Consider the following 18,086-nt stretch of genomic DNA (forward strand, 5'->3'; position numbering starts at 1 on the left):
CGGAAGCACCGCAATGAAGGAGCGAACGAAGTGAGCGACCGAGTGAGGAGCGCAGCGAGCGTGCGCCCGCCTCGTCGGCTGGGGCTTTGGAGGTCTTTACCGTAGAGTCGCCGATCGGTTATAAACAGCCGACAGCAACTCCACTCGATCGCTTATAAAGGACTTCAGCTACGTCGCTTCAGCGTCGGCGTCGAGTTCCTCGGGATCTGGCTCATCCGTATCTGAACCCTTCGCTGCCGAGTCCTCGGCGGCGGACTCGTCGTCAGCACTCTCACCGTCGGACTCGGCGTCGTCGGGTGCGTCGTCCCCGTCGGCCGCGTCGGCCGCGTCGTCTCCGTCTGCTTCGGTCACCGTTTCCGAGTCCGCCCGTTCGTCGTCCGCCGCTTCTGAGTCCGACGTATCGCCGTCCGTGGGGTCGTCGCCGTCAGACGCTTCGTCCTCGTCGGACAGTTCGTCTGCGTCCATCTCGCCTCCGTTTTCGTCCTCGTCCCTGCTTTCGTCCTCGCCTCCGTTTTCGTCCTCGTCCCTGCTTTCGTCCTCGTCCCTGCTTTCGTCCTCGTCCCTGCTTTCGTCCTCGTCCCTGCTTTCGTCCTCGCCTCCGTTTTCGTCCTCGCCTCCGTTTTCGTCCTCGCCTCCGCTTTCGTCCTCGCCTCCGCTTTCGTCGACGGCATCGCTCTCGGCCTCGCTTTCCCCCTCTTCACCTTCGTCGTCGCCCGTCTCCTGAACGAGCTTCATCTCGCCGCGGGCGCGGAGGGTCCCGTCGATCTCGGCGCCGTCGTGAACGACGAGGTCGCCGGCGGAGACGTCGCCGAGGACCCGCGCACCGGCCTCGACGGTGACGGTTCCGCCCCGGGTGGTGACGTCGCCGTGGATCGTCGTGTCCGCGCCGACCGTGATTTCCTCGCGGGCGCGGAGGGAGCCGAACACCTCGTTGCGCTCGCCGACGCGGATCGACTCCGCGCGGAGGTTACCGTGGAGCCGGCAGTCGTCCCCGACGGTCGCGGGCGTCGAGACGCGCCACGCGTCGTCGGAGATCTCGGCACCGCGCGGGATCAGGAGGGGATCGCGCACCTCCTCGCCGTCGGCGAGCGCCTCCGCGAGGTCGTCGGCCGCGTCGGTCTCGCCGAGCCGCAGGAGCTGGGAGAGGACGATGAAGTAGAAGACGAGGGTGGGGACGGGGTTCCGGATGACGATCCAGCCGTTCGCCTCGAACCCCTCCTCGATCGTCACGTCGTCGCCGATGTCGAGATCGCCGGAGACCATCAGTCGGCCGGTGACCGTGACTCGCTCGCCGAGGTACGCGTCCTCGCCGACGAGGACGTTGCCGTCGACGGAGCACCACGTGTCGAGCCGGCAGTCGCCCTCGGCCTCGATGTCGTTCTCGACGCTCACGCGCTCGCCCAGCGCGACGTTGCGGCCGCGGAGCCCGAACTCCACGGTCGACTGCCCGCCGACGAGCACGTCGCCGTCGGTGACGAGGTCGTGCTCTTCGACGGTCGTCCCGGACGGGACGGCGAGCTCATCTATCGGACCGCCTCCCCTCAGCGACACACCGGGAGAACTCCCTCCGCCCGTATAAACCGTGTGGGGTCGTCCGACGCTCGTCGGACGGGTGCGGGGCGATCGTTCACGGTCGCGCGTGCGGGCCGTTGCCGAACCGCGGCGGTGTCACTACCCTTTTCAAGCCGGCACTGAAGGTTCAGACATGGGATTCGGATCGTACGACGAGAGCGAGCAGAAGGACCAGGACGTGGACACCGACGACGACGGCGCCGTGAACGTCCACGAGAACGACCACGACGGCGAGGTCTCTATCGAGGGCGGCGCGTCGACCGACGACCTCGTCGGGCGGCTCTCGGAGATGAAAGACGACGAAGACGACGAGTAGCGCGCGCGGTCGACGAGCGCGAAAGAGCGTTTTGCGGGTCGAGCGCGGCCGTGTCACGCCCCTTTTATCCGGTCGCGGCCTACCGCGTTCCATGAGCACCGACCTGACGTTCACCGACGACGGCGTCGACGTCGTCTACGAGGGCACCGAGTTCGAGCTCGAAAAGGACCTGATCGAGGAGGCGACCGGAAAGGGATACCGCGACGTCACCGACCACGAGGTGTTACAGATCGTCGCCGAGGAGCCCGACCTCGACGGCGAGCCGGTCCGGATCGGCGACGTGTTGTAGGCGTGATCCGCGGAGCGGTACGATTTTACGCACCGATCGGTTTGACCGCTGTATGATTGTTGGGGGCGTTCTCTCGACGCTCACGAGTTCGAAGCTCAGGATCGCGCTCGTCGGGCTGCTCGTCGTCGGGAGCGGCGTCGGCGGCGCGTTCGCGGTCGGGATACTCGGCGTGCCGGGCGTCGCCGCCGTGGACAACACGTTCGGCGACGCGACGAACGAGACCACGGCTATCGAGACGGACCTGGTCGTTTCGAACCCGAACCCCGTCGGGATCGGCCTCGACGGCGTCTCGGTGAGCTACACGGTCTCGATGAACGACATCGAGATGGCGCAGGGCGGCCGGGAGGGCGTGCGGATCGACGCCGAGAACTCCACGCTCGAGCTGGAGACGCAGCTTCGGAACGACGGGATCCCGGCGTGGTGGGTGAGCCACGTCCGCAACGGCGAACGGACGACCCTCGACATCGACGCCACCGCGACCTCGGACCGGCTCGGCCGGGGCGTCGACTTCTCGCGCAGCCGCGAGATCCAGACGGACCTCCTCGGCGCGTTCAACTCCGACGAGACGCGGCCGGTGAACGCCGACAGCCCGCTGACGAGCGATCCCGTCCTCTACGTCAACGAGACGCGGAGCGAGTGGGGGACGTTCAGCGAGTCAGAGACGCCGATCGAGATGGCGTTCACCGTGTACAACCCGAACCTCGAGCCGTACGCGGTCACGGAGATCGGCTACGACATCACCATGAACGGGGTGGAGATGGGATCGGGCCAGACCGAGGAGGGGTACGTGATCCCCTCGCGCAGCACCGAGACGATCGAGTTCTCCACCGGACTCGAGAACCGCCGCCTCGATGACTGGTGGGTCACCCACCTCGACGAGGACGTTCGCGGGCACCAGGTGACGGGTCTTCGGATCGAGTTCTACGCCGTGATCGAGTTCCCGACCGGCGAGGAGGCGACGATCCCGCTCGACGCGCTCACCTACGAGGAGACGATCGAGACGGACATCTTCGGCGAGGGCGACGACGTGCGAGAGACGAACGAGAGCGGGTCGTCTGCGGACGAGTCCGGTCCCGGGGACGGCGGGAGCGAGACCGACGACACGGGCGATAGCGGGACTGAGACCGACGACACGGGCGATAGCGGGACTGAGACCGACGACGGTGACGACGCCACGAAAAACGAGACCGACGACAGCAACGACGGCACGGAAAACGGGTCGGACGATGACGACGACGGCGTGTTACCCCTGTAGGGGGCGGAGGCCGCCGGCGCGGACGGTTCCGTCCGAGGGTGGCCCCGTCGCTCGGCGGAGATTTCGCGGTCGTCGCTACCGACCCGCGGTGTCCTCGCCCACGGCGTGGATATCGCGGACGGCTTGAGGCGGGTAGTAATCGAGGGCCGCCTCGTCGCGCTCCGCCGACTGACCGCCGTTCGTTCGGGTGCATTTGATCCAGCCGCTGTCGAGTATCACCACTCTCGCGTATCGCTTCCGCTCCGAGTCCGCCGCTGTGCTCTCGGGCGACTCCCCGGGATCGATCTGGTCAGTGACCGTCACGGTAATACTCCCCTCCGACGGAACCTCGTGCGCCATACCGTACGCTCGCGGTGCGTTCGTTTAGTTCGGTCGGCGCGCTCGGGTCGAACCCGACGCACGGGCGGAAACAGATTTTGAGGCGTGAGATTTCTCCGTGAACTCACAGCGGTCACGCCGCCGGTTGTGGGGGCACGCGACCGCGACGCAGGGTTGGGTCGATTGGTAGCCCCACGTCTGAAACGTGGATTCGGAAGGCCGGTCGAAACGTGTCGTGAACAGGGGAGCCCGCCCGTTCTCATCGCGCTTGTCGTAGTAGTTTCGCGTGTCGGTCACGGTACTCCGTTAACGACTCGTCGACTCTCATTGTTCACATGAAAGGACGACTATCAGCGAGCTCAAATAGCGGAACCACGTCGGAGACTGCGTACACTCGTAGCAGTTCCTCGAGCTCACTGCAACGCTTCTCATCGGCACTGTCGCCGTCACACCAGTCGAGATAGTGCTCGCCGAACTGTGCGACATCCGCGCCCGTAAGCAGTGGATCGCCTTTGTCCCGGTCGACACGGAAATCATCGGCATTGAGCCCGTGGGCGTACTCCTGCCATTCGGGTGTCTCTTGGGAGACACGCATGTGCGCGCAGGTGTCCTCGAGCGTGGTGTACCTACCAAACGCCTTCCAGGCGTCATGCTTCAGGTCGTCGCTCGTTCCAGCCGAGAGTACCCGGTCGATGCGCTCCGCGAGTGTACCATCCGTACCTGCGTCTTCAGCAGCGATATGAGCGCGGCCCCGAAGGTGGGGGAAGTCGAACGCCTCACCGTTGTACGTCAGGTAAGTCTCGGCCTCAGCGTCCTCGAGACGGGTTACCGTCTCAGATAATAGCGCGAGTTCTGATTCGGGACCCCACCCATTTCGGAGCAACACCTCACTTTGGATCTCGGAACCAGGGCTCTGCTGTATTGCGAGAGCGACTGCGAGAAGCTCGAAATCATGTGAATCTCGGAAGTCAGGCTTCTCCCAGTATTCGTGGTTCGGACTGACGGTTTCGATGTCGATCGCGAGACGTGTTACAGAATTTGTCATGGGATCTTATCCATGATAACGTATTGACCATCTATAGTTCTTCCTTAATGTACTACAAGTGGTTATGAAGTGTTCAGAGATTCCTATTCGTTGAGAATATGACTCTACGAAGTACCTCTACTATATGCGCCTCCCAGCGGACTGGATGTCTTCAGCAGATGAGAGACTGCTCGAATTTCTTCGAGAAGAAGGACCTCATCCGCCCTCAAAAATACATGAAGATGATCGGTTACCATATAGCCGAAATCACATCAATAAACGGTGTAAGCTGCTGACAGAGCAGGGTCTGACAAAAAATCTCGGGAACGGAGTATACGCAATAACGGACAAGGGGGTGGATTATCTGGACGGGGAAATCGATCTGAGAGAAGAGTCCACGTCGTAGTTTGTCACGGTTAGGAATCGATGTACTCCCGGACAACCTCGGCTAACTCGTGAAGGTGAGGTAAGGTGTATGTCGCCGCTTCAAAGAAGTAGATGAATTCATCTCCGGCAAGAATCAACGCCGGGGAATTACTAGGTTCCTCCCAATGCTCCAAGGAACCCTGAGGGACACGACCTATCCTTGCAGTTTCGAGAACATCGTACGAGATCTCATCAACGTCACCTGGTTCGCGTGAAAACAGTATCCGGGAAGGTGTTATCGCCGTCCAATTTTGATTAGTAGTCTGAGTCACTTCGGCTTCTCCTCCTGGGGAAAAGATTGCTGCACCACGTTGTCCACCGAATAAGATGAAATCAACCGACTCTCCCTCGAACAAGTGGTCAAATATTGGATCAAGTCGGTCCGGAGTAACAGACGTACTTGATGACTTTTCGGCCAGTGTCTCCAACTGTACTTGCCGCTCACGCTTTTTGGCTTCCCGCTCACGCTTCTCGGATTCCCGGCGAAGTTTCTCCTCCTGCCATCGTTCTTCTCGTTCGCGTCGCTCCTCTTTTTCTCGTTGTAGACGCTTCTGTTGCCGCTCAGCTCTTTTCTTTATTTTCTGTTTTCGTACTCGCTCAGCGCTTTCCCAGAACGCCTCGTACTCCCACCGATCCTCCGAGAAGTGGGCCTTCATCAACTCACCCAACGAACGAACGTCCTTCAACGGAAGTGACGTCTCGTCAATGAAGGAGTAGCGCGCGGTTCCCTTTTGAAGGCGAAGTATCGGAGTGAACGTTGTTGTGATGCCAACACCCTCGGCTTTTTGCGGGTCCTGCTCGCCTGGCTTGAGTCCGAAATCATCGAGTTCATCGAACGCTAGTGAAACAGTCCAGTTTTCGGGCTTTCGCCCGACGAGAAGCAGGACCCGTCGGTCAGTGATACACGCGAGCGAACGATAAGGCGGAGTCGGTGCAATCTCTTCAACTTCGTCTTGGTGCTCTACCTGTACCGGCTGTGTGCTCTCGAGGATGAAGTGTGGCTGTTCGTCCGAATCAAGATACGAAATAAGCGGACGCTGATGGATCCACCCGGTGTCCGACCGAAGGTGGCGACTCCGTCTCGTCTCTGTGAGAGCGTTTCGTGTGACAGAAACATGCTTGGCACTTTTAATTACTTCCTCGATCCGGCTTTCCGAGGGGAGCTCGTAGTTGTGCTGCTTTCGACGCCACGGGAACTCCATGTCGGCTGGCTCTCACTCCAGAGGTGTAGCGGTTTCCCATTAGCAAATGCTGATCACCTAGCCGCGCTCCACCAACCAACAGATGACCTAGGCATGGCGGTGCCATCGCCGAGAATTGCTGATTACTGTGAGTTCTATCGAGCTAAAAATCGTTGTACTGCCATTCGTCGATAGCCCTGGCGTGGCCTATAACTATCTCGTTCGTTTCGAGGACGGCACTGGTGACGTGATTCGAGAGGAGATAATCCCCGTCTTCGTCGATGCGATACATCACGATCCACAACAACGACTCGGAGAGCGTATCGTACGAGGAGATAGTATAAAAGGGTCACCGGACTCTGAGTCCGTTCGAGCGCTCCTCGAAAACCAAGAACAGCTACGGACTGCAGCAGACCGGTACATCAGCCAGCGGGTCGAAGATCTCCGAGCCGAGCTGTCCGAGCGACGTCGAGAGGAGACACAGCGGGAACTCGACAACCTCGAAGCGTACGCAGAAGCCGAGCGTGAACGCATTGAACAGTTCATTGAGGATTACGAACGGAAGGCGGAGGCAGGATCGGATATGGACATCGCCATCCGCGGACAGCGTCAGCGCCTCAATAAGCTCGAAGAACGCATTGAGAAGCGGAGGAAGGAGCTCCGGCGGAAATCCCAAGTTATCTCGCTGGCTCCAGAAGTGGAAAATCTCTGCCTGACACTTCCAGTGTGACCGCTTCGTCACTGGTGACGCCCCCAGAGTAGAGCCTCCATCGCGAATGGTCGTCTCCTTGCCAATCTTTAGTACAGTTGCCTATCAGAAACAATCATGGTCGAGGTCGAAAATCCGGGGACAAAACAGGTAGAGACACTTCTCGAAAACGTGGATGACGGGTCATATGTCATTCCCTATTTTCAACGAGGGTTCGAATGGCAGCCCTCGATGGTCTCCGAACTGTTCGAGTCGATACTGCAGGACTATTACACGGGACTGCTACTATTCTGGGACCTAGATCAGAACCGCGCTGAACAGGAGGAATGGGACCCAATATGGGGTTCGAATCTCGAAGGGTCCCCAGACATGGCTGTACTTGACGGCCAACAGCGACTCTCCTCACTTTACTATGCGATTCACAATCCAGAGAAGAAATTTCCTAATCGGAAATCCTACTATGTGTTCTATCTCGACCTAATCAAGGCGCTCGATGAAGATTACGAGGAGGCAGTTACGTACAAATACTTCCAGTATTACCGAACCTGGGAACAGCTGAGCGAGGACAGGGAGTCATGGATTGACCGCGGCAAGGTTCCGCTTGCGATTCTCTCGGCACGAGATCCGAATGATCCGAACAAGAAGTATCTCGATTCCCGTGAGTTCCAAGACTGGATTGACGAGTTCATCGAGCAGCGGTCTTCTGATCTTCCGTCCGACGTCAAGCCGTGGGACATCCGCGACGTATTCGTGAGTATCCTCGACTATAGCTTCGTTCACTACCCCCTCAGCAACGACCGCGAAATCCGCGATATCTGCAACATCTTCGCGAAGGTGAACGCGAGCGGGATGAAACTCTCCACGTTCGATTTGATGAACGCGTTCCTGTATCCGAGTGGCGTGGAGCTCCGCAAGGAGCTCTGGGAGAAGCTGGATAACGAGACGCTGAAGCGAATTGACCCCAACATGAAGGAGTATCTGTTGAAGACTATTTCGCTGGTCAAGCAGAACTACTGTTCCTCAAAATACCTCTACAACCTCATTCCCGGTGAAAAGGTGACGCGACGCGGCAATGACGGGAAGCGATACGAAGAAGTACTCGTCGACTCAGGTGAGGAATTCAAAACGCTGTGGGAGCAGGCATGCGATTACGCAGAAAAAGCGCGGGAGATCCTCATGAATACGGGAGACGGTGAGTTCGGGGCGATACGGACAGAATTCATTCCAAACAGTACGATTGTCCCGGTTCTTGCGGCGATCCTGTGGGAGTACGATGGCGATATCGAGTCTCCAGAATTCAAAGAGACGCTCAGCCGCTGGTACTGGTCGGCAGTTCTCTCACAAGATTACAGTGGTTCCTCAGATACGGTGATGGCCAAGGACTTCCGTGATTGGAAGGAATGGATGGCGACGGGGAGTACGATTGAACGGATTACGAAGATAGATGGCGATTTTATTAAGGAGTTGAACCTTCGGTCCGTGGACAAGGGATCGGCACGGTACAACGCCATTATCTGCTTGCTAGCGCTGAATGACGCTCGGGACTTCTATAAGGGGAGAATCGTCGGCACAGGGGACTTCTCAGAACGAAAGATCAACGATCATCACATCTTTCCAAAGAAGGTGAAGGACCTCCACCCAGACGATGCCAAGACGTTCGATAGCCTGAAGGATTCTATTGTTAACCGGACACTCATCCTTGACGAAACGAACAACGACATCAAAGCTGACCGACCGTCGGAGTACATTCAGGAGATGATCGACAAACACGGAAGCGAGACGAAGGTTCAAGAGATTCTCCAAACCCACTTAATCACCGACTCAGCCTATGAACATCTAAGAAACGACGAATTCGATGATTTCGCTATTGAACGAGAGAAGGCCATAAAGCAGCATATCATCGACAACGTTGGTGTAGGAAACTGAGACGGCAGGCGGTATTCGGAGGGTGGTAGCGCAGTCGCTCACAGCAATCCAAGAAAGGCCCGCGCCTCCACAGTAGTGGAGACGAGCCAGAGAGAACCCGACGGAAAAGAGGGCGTCAGCGTTGATAAAGTTATCTCGGTTTTAGAGGCCGTAAAGCTCAGATCGCTCGAGCGCCCGGTTGACTGTCGATCGCGCGCAGTCCAGCCGTTTTGCGGCCTTCCGCCTCGAAAGTTCGTCCTTCTGTACCATCTCCAGTGTCGCGACGACGTCGTGGTAGTCGCCGGACTCGATGAGCTCGCCGTCGTCTTTCTCGAAGCCGAGCGGCGCAGGCCCGTGATGATACGCTTCGTTTTGTTGGCGGGCAGAGATACCGTCACGCGTGCGCTGGCGCGTCATGTTCGCTTCCAGTTCTGCGAACACACCCAGCAGCTGAAACAGAGCCGTCTGGTACGGATCACTCTCTCCCGGCCGGAGTGTCAATCCTTCACTGACGATGTGGAGTTCAACCTCTTGACATCCTCCCCGCGCTGAAGCGCGAGGATTCCCACGGCACCGCACCGCTGGGTTGGGATAGTGTGGTTTACGACGTTACCTGTTCTTGAGGTGCGAACGCACCAGTCTCCTTGTCAAACAGGAACGTCGATGGCTGTGCCAACCAGCCGTTACTCCTATCACCGCCATCCGTGGCGGGACTTGGAGATACTTTCTGCCGAATATTCTCAGCGCCGTTCACATCTGCGTTCGCTACTGTACCGCACTCATCGCAGACATACAGTCCGCGTTCAACACGGTTGGCTTCATGCTTCCGGCCACAGCACGAACACGATTTCGAGGTATCCCGCTCAGACACGTGCTCGACCGTGATACCTTCCATCTCGGCTTTGTATTCGAGTAGGTCGCTGAACCGGTCGAACGCCCACGAGTGCAGGTCAAGATTACCGTGCTTGCCCCAGTCCTTCGACTCGCTGTTCTCCTCATCCTCACGGATGCCGGAGAGATCGCCCACCACGATAGTTCCAACACCTTCCTCAACACACCGTTCAACAATATGCTTGGAGAGAGTGTGGAAGTAGTGGGTGCGGCGGGCCGACTTCTTCTGGTTCAGCCTGGTAGCCTGCTCGGAGTCCGAGTCGTCACACCAAGCGATTCGCTTGCTGAAGTAGTAGTCGTCCTGTTTCAAGCTCATGCGGTTCAGCGGATTGAGTCGTGGTACGGAGATAGCTGAAGATGTTGAATATACAGTCTGACCACCAGTTTCGACAGGATCGAATAATTACTCCGAACAATAGTTTGGTCTCATATAGTAGCGAGAGAGACCGAGCAAGCCAACGTCCACTTTTGCGATAGAACCGTCACCTACGAAGTAATATCAAACCGAGCACTGCTACCAAGAATGAAGTGCAGGTAAACAGTCAAACCGCGCGTACAGCCTACTTTCTGTACGTTTCGACATCTAGCCCGCTAACAGCGCCGAAATCGTTGTCGCCGACAACGAGCGGAACACCGAGAGAGCGTGCAGTGCCGGCGATGTAGATGTCGCTCTTGTTGATCATCTCGCCGTCGTCGCGGAGTTCGACGTAGATCTCGGCCGCTTCAGCGGCAGTCTCGTTCGTGAACGGCACCGGTTCCACCCACTCGTACTTCGACACCGCCTCCTCTTGGGTCATCTCCTGTGTGATCATCAACCCACGATATAGCTCGGAGAGAACGATGGTTGAGGCGCCGATTACCTCCTCGTCGTGAGCGGCTAGGTACGCAATTGCCGCGTCGTCACCGCGGGCGTAGTCGATGAGAAACGAGGCGTCGACGAGCTTCACGATTCCCCCGAGAGTCGATCGTCAACCTCGTCGCCGAGTTCGTCGAACGAATCGTCGACGTCCTCGAGCCCTCGACTGACTTCGGCTTCGAGGTCAGCAGCCTCCTCTTCGGAGAGGAAGCCCGCGTTCGTCCGCCAGTCAGAATCGAGTTCGTGAAGGATTCGGTCGAGCGTCTCGCTAAAACTTTCGTCACCGCGTTTGTGCGTTTTCAAGCGCTCGTAGACGTCCTCCTTGATGCCGATATTCTTCGAGGCCATCCTTGTTTTGTGTATGAGTATGTGTACACATTAATGTTGGCTCCCGGTTCGAGCCGATCGCCCCGACAGTATTGAGAAAGGTGAAAACGCGAATCAACTCTACATCTCACTCGTCACCGGGCTTGGTACCATTCCGAAGGTTCTCCCGGTATTGCCGGTACGCTTCTGCCCGCTCACGTTGTTCCTGCTCGGTCGGCGCTTCGTGTTTCGTTTCGTCGAAGAATGGTAGTTCGTCGATCTGGGGGATATCCATCACCACTCCCAAGCTGACGATGTCCGGAAAGTAATTCTCGATCACCCACTCTTCACCGTGCTCCTCGACTGCCTCCCGAATATACGGGGCTGCCTCCGGATAGTCTTCTTCCAAGCTGCCGTCCATGTGTACCATATGGTGTGACTGACGCATAACAGTCGCTACGATAGAAAGGACTGGCTCTGTTGAAATCCTCAGCAGCTGATATTTTTTATTACCAATCGCTCAGTACAGATGACGCGGGGATCGGTCAGTACAGCGGAGAGACAGTCCAATTCGAACAGGGAACGCTCGTGATGGCCGTGTCAGAACTCGACTCGACGGAGTCACAGGCCGACTCCGATCAACACTGTCCCGTCACTGCTACCCAGAGAGATCGTGTTGCGGTACCTATCAATGGCTCCGTGCTACCTCTCGCGCCGTTCCAATACAACTTGAGCATAAAGACACCGACCATTCTCTCTTGCTACTCAGCACGGTGTCGTTTTCTGACGGATACATTGAACTCAGCTGTCTCACGAATCAACCGGGCTACGATCGTGTGCCCAAACAGTATTATTCAGTGGAGCACACAATGGCTCGCAGCTCGCTGAGAAGCTCTGGATGCTCCTCAACAATGTTCTTCATTTGCTGATGTGCCTGCGCGTGACAGTCGTTACACAGCGTGACGAGATTGTCTGGGTGGTTCGCTCCACCCGCAGAAAATGGGATAATATGGTGAAGTTGGAAGTCAGTCCCCTCTTCGTTCATCGGAGTGACGTCGACGTTACACCGCTGACATTGGTACTCGTCCCGTTCGAGAACTGTTTGTCGGGTAGACGGACTGAGGCTTCGTGACTCAGCAATACTTTCAGCGTGAATGAGCATATGGTGGGCTTTCATGCCTGCTTCACTGGCAAACGAACGCTCACAGAGTGGACAAGTGCTCGGAGCCTTTCGACCAACGAGACTCACATTGTGCGCGATGGTGTGGTGGGCCTTCATATCGACCTCACGGGCAAAATCGTCCCGACCACAGGTCGGACACTCGTGACTTGACATTACCCTTCGTTGAATTCTGAGATCTATTAGAAGTATGCCGATTCGAAGTAATCCGGCGAAACGGGTTGTGCCATACGGTGGTGGGGGAATTCGCATCCGTTTACAAGTACGAGATCGACGTCGACGAGGTTGTAGTGCTCCAGCTTCGGCAGGTGGTTTTCTCGGAGATACCGCAGCGTCACCGGGTCGGGATGTGCCTCCTCGTAGCGGGCGTACAGCTCCTTCTGGATGAGCCCGTCCTCTTCAGCGAGAACCTCGTACAGCACGCGCTGGTGGTCGTTCAATTTCGAGATGGTCTTCTGGCGGACCTCGCGCTCCGCGTTCGCGACGGCGTCCTTGACGAGTCGCGCCGGGATCACCGACAATCCCTCACGCGTTGCCATCCGCGCGGCGACCCGTAGCGCCGCGATCGCCTGCCGCGCGTCTCCTTCGGAGAGGCGCGCGATCCGTGCGAGCACGTCCTCGTCGACGGCGCCGGGTCCGAGCCCCTCACGGGCGCGACGGGAGAGGATCTCCGTGATCGCGTCCTCACTGTAGGTATCGAAGCGGACTCGGTAGGCGACGCTGATCCGGGAGGTGACCCGATCGTCGAGGTCCGCGAGGAGGTCGACCTCCCGATTCGCGATCCCGATCCACGAGAGCCCGCGGATCTCGTGGAGGTCGTAGAGTACCTCGGTCCCGCGCAGTTGGTCCGCCTCGTCGAGGATGACGACGCCCGGCCCGTTGAGGTTGTCCGTGATCAGGTCGATCAGCCGGCCGGTCGAGGACGATCGCGGCAGCGCCGCGCCGACCAGGTCCCGGGCGAGCTGCTCGAGGACCGCGTTCCGGGTGTAGTCCTGCCAGCAGTTCACGTAGGCGTGCGGGACGTCGAGGACCTCCTGCCGAAGTTCGCGAACGGCGGCCTTCGCGACGGTCGTCTTCCCGACGCTGGACGGACCGAACAGGAAGCAGTTCTCCGCGCGGAAACCGTCCTGAATCGGTGCGAGCGCGTCCGTTACCTCGTTCATGTGTCGATCCGGCCAACAATGGTGGAGGGGAGGTGATCGTCGTCGAACACCGTTCAGTCGCGTATCACATTAGCCTCGGTCACGGTGCGGGGATATAAGCCGACCCCCGAGTGTTCCGAACGGTTCCGGATGGTTTCCAACCGCCCCGAACCCTTTTGATGAGGTGCGCTCTAATCACAGGCATGAGTACGGATACGGGTGGCAACGGTGAGAGACCGGCACCCGCGACTCACATCACGCTGGAACTCTCGGAGGACGGCGAGATGTGGATCGTCACCGATGAGGAGACAGGCGTGACGACGCAGGGTGAGACGCGTGAGCACGCTTTGGAGATGATCGATGAGGCGGTCGCGCTCCACAAAGGTGAGGCGGGCCGATCCATCACTGACGACGATCTCCGCGAGTGGGGAATCGATCCCGAATCGGTCCCCGACGAGCCCGGAGTCCCGGACGCGCCGTGGTTCGACGCGGACGAGGAATGACGCGACGACAGTTCACCGGCGAAGAAGTCGCTTCTGTTCTCATCGAAACGGGTATTATCCCGTTGATCGGACGGGAAGTCACCTCAAGCTCAGGTACAAACATCCCCAGACAGAGGAAGTTCGGAATGTCAGCGTTCCGATTCACGGAGAGATCCGCACCGGCACGCTTCGAAACATAGCCGACCAATGCGGAGCACTTGATTTCGACTCGTTCTGCGAGTGGATCGACCGGAATAGCTGAACCGAGCGAGTTACTGCGACTACCGACTTCTTACACATGTAGCTACTACTCCCTCAAAACACATAGTATACATACACAATAACAAGCGGTCCAGTAAGGATTGCCAACAATTCGAATAACAATTGTTGCCACTTTTCTCTCTCCTTAGATTCTACTTGTAAAAAGTATCTAGAAGCGTATGATAGGTTCCAAGCCCCAATGAGCATTAGAAACGCGGAGATCGATATTGGGATATACAGCACTGGTGACTGTACTGAAATTAATGACTGTAATGATAACGCGAGTATATCCCCTACAATGGGAAATCCAGAAGCTATCTCAGTGAGCGTTTCAGGATATGGTAAACTTGGAAGTTCTGTGAACGAAATACTTCCATATCGTAGTGGGATCTCCCCAAAGGAGGGAATAATCTCTCCTACTAGATATCCCCCGGATAAGAACAGTATGCCCCTGTTTTGAGCTGTTTGAATAGTATCTTTAGTTGGCACTGACTTACTAAATATCTCCACTTCTGAATCAAATGGAGGGGTACAGCTCCTCCAGACGTGGACTAATGTTGCTTTTAGCGTGGATATGAATTTGATTAGAATTACAGAAACCAGAGATATGAGCAGAATTTGGTGGGGAACAAAAAATGTATAATATAATAAAAATCCGGTGCTACTGGGACTAGCTGGAAAGTACCATATTCGTACTATCTCCAGAATCACCCCAATAATAACGTAAATCAGCCAAGGGAGTAATGAGTAGTATTGGTATTTCAGGAATAGGAGGAGATCTCTATCCCCTCGATGACAATTGTCAAACACGGGACCTGATATCCATGTCCGGTTATTAAATCATTTCACTATGTGCAAATGTGAGAAGTATGGTTTGCCTGCCGACTTATTATGGAATGCCGCAGTAGATTTAATTCTGGAATCAGATGACTGTTTATGGGAGAAAGTGGAACGTTCTCGTTTTTTGGACGTGTGCACCCCGAACGAGCCGCCGCTGCGATCGGTGAGGTGAGCCTCCAACACCGGAGTCAATTCATCAATTTCGAAATAGACATATTCACACATGGTTCTCAGCTTTTAGTTCAAGTCCATCCTGAGTCCGAAGTGGAGGATCTTGATACACTCCAAAATTTAGTACAGTCTTCGGTCTCCTCTATAACAGATCCATTCGCATTTATATATGGAAAACACGTTTCGGTGGAAATTACTGGAGCTATTACACCATCTGGCAGTAAACGAGTATTCGGGATAGAGCACGGATACATCGCTGAGAAAACTACCCAAAACGGGGAAGCCGATGAGTGGTACGGAAAGATATTAGATGTCTATAGTACAGATGCCGCACCATATCTACAGCGTGCGTTTCGCGATTACAGGCTAGCTCTGGAACATGCAGAAGACACAGGATTCTATTGCTTCCGTTCCATCGAATCTCTCCGTCAATTCTACAAAGAAAGTGATGACACCGAATCTTGGGAGAGACTCAGGAGCGATATTGAGGTTAGTAGAGAAACTATTGAACAAGGGATCCAAATATACGCAAAGGACCGAAGACACGGCGACGTTTATTCATTATCAGGCGAAGAAAGAAAAGAGATCTTAGAGACTACTTGGACAATACTCAGTTCATTTATCGATCGTTTGAGTGAGCAAGCAGAAGATGGATCGAATGAACCTGAGTAGGTGAACGACTTGTCATAAATAACTGCTACTACATTCACCACGTGCCGGGAAGTTTTCATGGTTGGGTTATATGGCTTATATAAGGGACACTAGTATGTACTTCGAACCGGGCAACCTCGAAGGGAAAGAGACTGGGGCAATCCTCGACAGATTGATCCAGTACGTTACAAAATCCGATGAGGAAATTGCTGAGGAAGGTCGTGAGAAGAAGAAGACCACGACGGAGCTTAAGGTATTCCTCGCGGAAAACCGAGGGCTCGAGCAGGGAGACATAGAGGAAAGAATCGAGGACTTGCTCTTTACTGATGGGCTCACAAAGCCGCAAACGGAGTTCTTCGATTCACATAATTTTGAGGAGTACATACTGAACGAGGAGATCTCCTCTGTAGAGATCACGACGCCGCAGTACGATCGTACCGACCAGTTCTTCTTCTATTACCCAGATAACTACCTGCGAGTATTTACTATTGAGCGCCGAAAGTGGACTGAAAGGACCGTAGAGCGTTTGATTAAGTACTTACCAGAACTGGATCGCCTCCTCCTCTCTTCGGAGGATCTTGAAGAGATATCCGAAGATCTACAGAAGACCGACGTTTCCGGATTTACCGCTAAGTACCAGCCGTATTACAGAGAACAGAGTGTCAGCATCCAGTTTCATGGATCTGAGCCGGGTGACCTCGAAAAGGTCGAGGAGGAGTTCAACGCACGCCCATCTCGACTCGAACTGAGCCGCAGAAACAGCCCTGTGGACGCGGTGAAAACGTCAATGGATGTTGGTGGATATTTCTCTGTTCCCCGAATCCGAGAGGATAGTCAGGAACTCGGTCACGAGACGCTGATGCAGCTGGGCGAAGAGTATCAGTCACGCGACCGAGAGAACTTCGATGTCGAACATAAACCGAGGAAGATTCCCCAACGGCAGGGCTTCTCAGTAGAGGGGCATACGACTCTTGAATTGGTTGAGCAGGTGGACGACCTCGAACCAGATGTCGCTCCTTCCCACGAGGAGTTAGTCCAGAAATTAGAGGAAGAAGTGGTAGACGGAAAACGGCGCTACGAGTACTCGGTTTGGGAAGACGGTAACTACATGGTCTTCGACAAAGACCGGGATGAGCCGTTTGAAATAACCATTGAGGATCGGAATATCGTCCTACATGCGAAGCCGGCGACAAACTCAGTCACACTTCGAGACTTCTGTGATATAATAAGACAAGAGTTCAACACCACCTATCGGCTAGAAAAGACCTCAGAGAAGGTGGGGGTCCTGTAAATGTCGGAGTGGCCGCGTCAGAAAGACGAGATCTACTCCTACAACCTCTTTCACGCTGCAATCAAAAGTCGACACAACACAACGGGTCTCTCTTCCCGTGGATTTGGGCTGGTTGGAACATTCATGCGGGTCCCGGGAGGTGACGAGGATCCAACGCCTGATCCTGACTTTACCCTGTATAAAGACGGAGTTCTATTGTTCGTCGAGATCAAAGCCGGGGAGAATATCAACGATAGCCATATCGATCAGATGCAGGAATATGGCGAACTCGGGCTCGAGGCGGTCGAAGAGTTCGCGATGCAGACTGATCTTGCAGAACGATATAATCGAGACGATATCGTGGGTTTTGAACACTGTATCGTGTACGGAGAAGAGTTTATCGAGGAGTGCAAAGAGGAGTATGAAAACTGCCGAGAAACCTTGGAAGAGTTGGCTGAATACGCACCAGTACTCACTCAAGAGCGCGGTTCGACCCTACAACTAGATTCTGGATCGTTCTCCCGGGACGAGTATAACGACAGGTTCTCAAATGGGATTCAGCTGCCGAAAGCTACTGATAAGGTGATCTACCTTCCCGAGAATGTCGAGTTAGAAGCCCTCAGCTACTCGATTACTCATGATATTGTGCTGAACAACCTGAATGGTGATAGCTTCGAGGCTACCCCCTCTGAAATACAGAACTTCCACGGGAGGCGTGATGTCCGCCTCAGAAAAATAAAGCAAAGTCTCTCATTCCTGTCGTATGCAGAGGCATGTCACAGGCAATCTGACGGAAGCTATCTATTCCGTCGAGACGATCTCGGGGATATTCTCGGCATCGAGGATCTCCTACGCGAAAAGAGAGTGGAGGAGCACCTTGAGGAGGCTGATGGGGAACAGGCAGGACTTCAAGAGTTCCTCTGAGCCTGTGACCCATATCGATTCGAATCACGACTTGTTATACAAGTCGATAAATAGACCCTCGAAACCGCCCTGATCGGGCCGAGGACCTCGTCGGTTCTGCCGTACTAAGTGCTACCT

19 protein-coding genes and 3 pseudogenes are annotated in these 18,086 nt (G+C 55.8%); 10 read left to right on the forward strand and 12 right to left on the reverse strand.

Annotated features, from left to right (window positions below; genetic code table 11):
• Window positions 1-168: 168 nt before the first annotated feature.
• On the reverse strand, window positions 169-1,551 hold the full coding sequence (locus C469_RS02865) for a polymer-forming cytoskeletal protein (protein WP_008003714.1): 1,383 nt from the start codon (window positions 1,549-1,551) through the stop codon (window positions 169-171).
• Window positions 1,552-1,705: 154 nt separating this feature from the next.
• Between C469_RS02865 and C469_RS02870 the strand changes: the two genes are divergently transcribed.
• The 3 genes from C469_RS02870 (at window position 1,706) to C469_RS02880 (ending at window position 3,432) form a co-directional block, all read left to right on the forward strand.
• Window positions 1,706-1,888 carry a DUF5786 family protein gene (locus tag C469_RS02870; RefSeq protein WP_008003716.1) on the forward strand — a complete coding sequence of 61 codons (183 nt, stop codon included), beginning with the start codon at window positions 1,706-1,708 and terminating at the stop codon, window positions 1,886-1,888.
• Window positions 1,889-1,979: 91 nt separating this feature from the next.
• Window positions 1,980-2,177 carry a DUF5800 family protein gene (locus C469_RS02875; RefSeq protein WP_008003718.1) on the forward strand — a complete coding sequence of 66 codons (198 nt, stop codon included), beginning with the start codon at window positions 1,980-1,982 and terminating at the stop codon, window positions 2,175-2,177.
• 52 nt (window positions 2,178-2,229) lie between these two features.
• Window positions 2,230-3,432: an LEA type 2 family protein gene (locus tag C469_RS02880; RefSeq protein ID WP_008003719.1), complete on the forward strand. Its 1,203-nt coding sequence runs from the start codon at window positions 2,230-2,232 to the stop codon at window positions 3,430-3,432.
• A gap of 75 nt (window positions 3,433-3,507) precedes the next feature.
• Here C469_RS02880 and C469_RS02885 read toward each other — a convergent pair whose 3' ends face one another.
• The 3 genes from C469_RS02885 to C469_RS16630 form a co-directional block, all read right to left on the reverse strand.
• Window positions 3,508-3,735 carry a hypothetical protein gene (locus tag C469_RS02885; protein WP_147587236.1) on the reverse strand — a complete coding sequence of 76 codons (228 nt, stop codon included), beginning with the start codon at window positions 3,733-3,735 and terminating at the stop codon, window positions 3,508-3,510.
• A gap of 346 nt (window positions 3,736-4,081) precedes the next feature.
• Window positions 4,082-4,795: a 3'-5' exonuclease gene (locus C469_RS02890; RefSeq protein WP_008003723.1), complete on the reverse strand. Its 714-nt coding sequence runs from the start codon at window positions 4,793-4,795 to the stop codon at window positions 4,082-4,084.
• A gap of 395 nt (window positions 4,796-5,190) precedes the next feature.
• Complete coding sequence (locus tag C469_RS16630; protein ID WP_147587237.1) at window positions 5,191-6,402, reverse strand: hypothetical protein; 1,212 nt, start codon at window positions 6,400-6,402, stop codon at window positions 5,191-5,193.
• Window positions 6,403-6,556: 154 nt separating this feature from the next.
• On the opposite strand from C469_RS16630, the pseudogene C469_RS16190 reads away from it, so the two are divergent.
• Window positions 6,557-7,111, forward strand: a pseudogene (locus C469_RS16190) (helicase-related protein); the annotation flags it as partial.
• A 96-nt stretch (window positions 7,112-7,207) separates the two neighbouring features.
• Complete coding sequence (locus C469_RS02900; protein ID WP_082230094.1) at window positions 7,208-9,016, forward strand: GmrSD restriction endonuclease domain-containing protein; 1,809 nt, start codon at window positions 7,208-7,210, stop codon at window positions 9,014-9,016.
• A 141-nt stretch (window positions 9,017-9,157) separates the two neighbouring features.
• Here the strand turns inward: C469_RS02900 and C469_RS02905 are convergent, their stop codons facing one another.
• The 7 genes and pseudogenes from C469_RS02905 to C469_RS02930 all read right to left on the reverse strand — a co-directional run bounded on the left by C469_RS02905 (window position 9,158) and on the right by C469_RS02930 (window position 13,391).
• The gene (locus tag C469_RS02905; RefSeq protein WP_082230095.1) at window positions 9,158-9,574 is read right to left on the reverse strand and encodes a recombinase family protein; all 417 of its coding nucleotides are present in this window, start codon (window positions 9,572-9,574) and stop codon (window positions 9,158-9,160) included.
• A gap of 22 nt (window positions 9,575-9,596) precedes the next feature.
• A pseudogene (locus tag C469_RS02910) lies at window positions 9,597-10,220 on the reverse strand (RNA-guided endonuclease InsQ/TnpB family protein); the annotation flags it as partial.
• Window positions 10,221-10,446: 226 nt separating this feature from the next.
• Window positions 10,447-10,833 (reverse strand): PIN domain-containing protein, encoded by a 387-nt coding sequence (locus tag C469_RS02915; protein ID WP_008003733.1) that lies wholly within the window; start codon window positions 10,831-10,833, stop codon window positions 10,447-10,449.
• Window positions 10,830-11,090 carry an antitoxin VapB family protein gene (locus C469_RS02920; protein ID WP_008003736.1) on the reverse strand — a complete coding sequence of 87 codons (261 nt, stop codon included), beginning with the start codon at window positions 11,088-11,090 and terminating at the stop codon, window positions 10,830-10,832. The genes C469_RS02915 and C469_RS02920 overlap by 4 nt, the downstream gene beginning before the upstream one ends.
• 106 nt (window positions 11,091-11,196) lie before the next feature.
• A complete protein-coding gene (locus C469_RS02925) occupies window positions 11,197-11,469 on the reverse strand; it encodes a hypothetical protein (protein WP_049910967.1) in 273 nt (90 codons plus the stop codon).
• Window positions 11,470-11,898: 429 nt separating this feature from the next.
• A complete protein-coding gene (locus tag C469_RS17725) occupies window positions 11,899-12,480 on the reverse strand; it encodes an HNH endonuclease (RefSeq protein ID WP_082230097.1) in 582 nt (193 codons plus the stop codon).
• Window positions 12,411-13,391: a Cdc6/Cdc18 family protein gene (locus C469_RS02930; RefSeq protein WP_008003742.1), complete on the reverse strand. Its 981-nt coding sequence runs from the start codon at window positions 13,389-13,391 to the stop codon at window positions 12,411-12,413. The genes C469_RS17725 and C469_RS02930 overlap by 70 nt, the downstream gene beginning before the upstream one ends.
• A gap of 182 nt (window positions 13,392-13,573) precedes the next feature.
• Here C469_RS02930 and C469_RS02935 point away from each other — a divergent pair, with 182 nt between their 5' ends.
• Entirely contained in the window at window positions 13,574-13,873 is a 300-nt protein-coding gene (locus C469_RS02935) for a type II toxin-antitoxin system HicB family antitoxin (RefSeq protein WP_008003745.1), read from the forward strand.
• A pseudogene (locus tag C469_RS16200) lies at window positions 13,870-14,114 on the forward strand (type II toxin-antitoxin system HicA family toxin). The gene C469_RS02935 and the pseudogene C469_RS16200 overlap by 4 nt, the downstream one beginning before the upstream one ends.
• Window positions 14,115-14,167: 53 nt before the next feature.
• On the opposite strand, the gene C469_RS16635 reads toward C469_RS16200, so the two are convergent.
• Window positions 14,168-14,923: a hypothetical protein gene (locus C469_RS16635; protein ID WP_147587238.1), complete on the reverse strand. Its 756-nt coding sequence runs from the start codon at window positions 14,921-14,923 to the stop codon at window positions 14,168-14,170.
• A gap of 126 nt (window positions 14,924-15,049) precedes the next feature.
• On the opposite strand from C469_RS16635, the gene C469_RS16640 reads away from it, so the two are divergent.
• The 3 genes from C469_RS16640 (at window position 15,050) to C469_RS16645 (ending at window position 17,969) form a co-directional block, all read left to right on the forward strand.
• A complete protein-coding gene (locus tag C469_RS16640; RefSeq protein WP_147587239.1) occupies window positions 15,050-15,796 on the forward strand; it encodes a hypothetical protein in 747 nt (248 codons plus the stop codon).
• A gap of 94 nt (window positions 15,797-15,890) precedes the next feature.
• The gene (locus C469_RS02940; RefSeq protein WP_008003747.1) at window positions 15,891-17,066 is read left to right on the forward strand and encodes a hypothetical protein; all 1,176 of its coding nucleotides are present in this window, start codon (window positions 15,891-15,893) and stop codon (window positions 17,064-17,066) included.
• Window positions 17,067-17,969: a hypothetical protein gene (locus C469_RS16645; protein ID WP_147587240.1), complete on the forward strand. Its 903-nt coding sequence runs from the start codon at window positions 17,067-17,069 to the stop codon at window positions 17,967-17,969.
• Window positions 17,970-18,086: the final 117 nt, after the last annotated feature.

The sequence above is a fragment of the Halorubrum lipolyticum DSM 21995 genome, assembly GCF_000337375.1.
GTDB classification, from domain to species: Archaea; Halobacteriota; Halobacteria; order Halobacteriales; family Haloferacaceae; genus Halorubrum; species Halorubrum lipolyticum.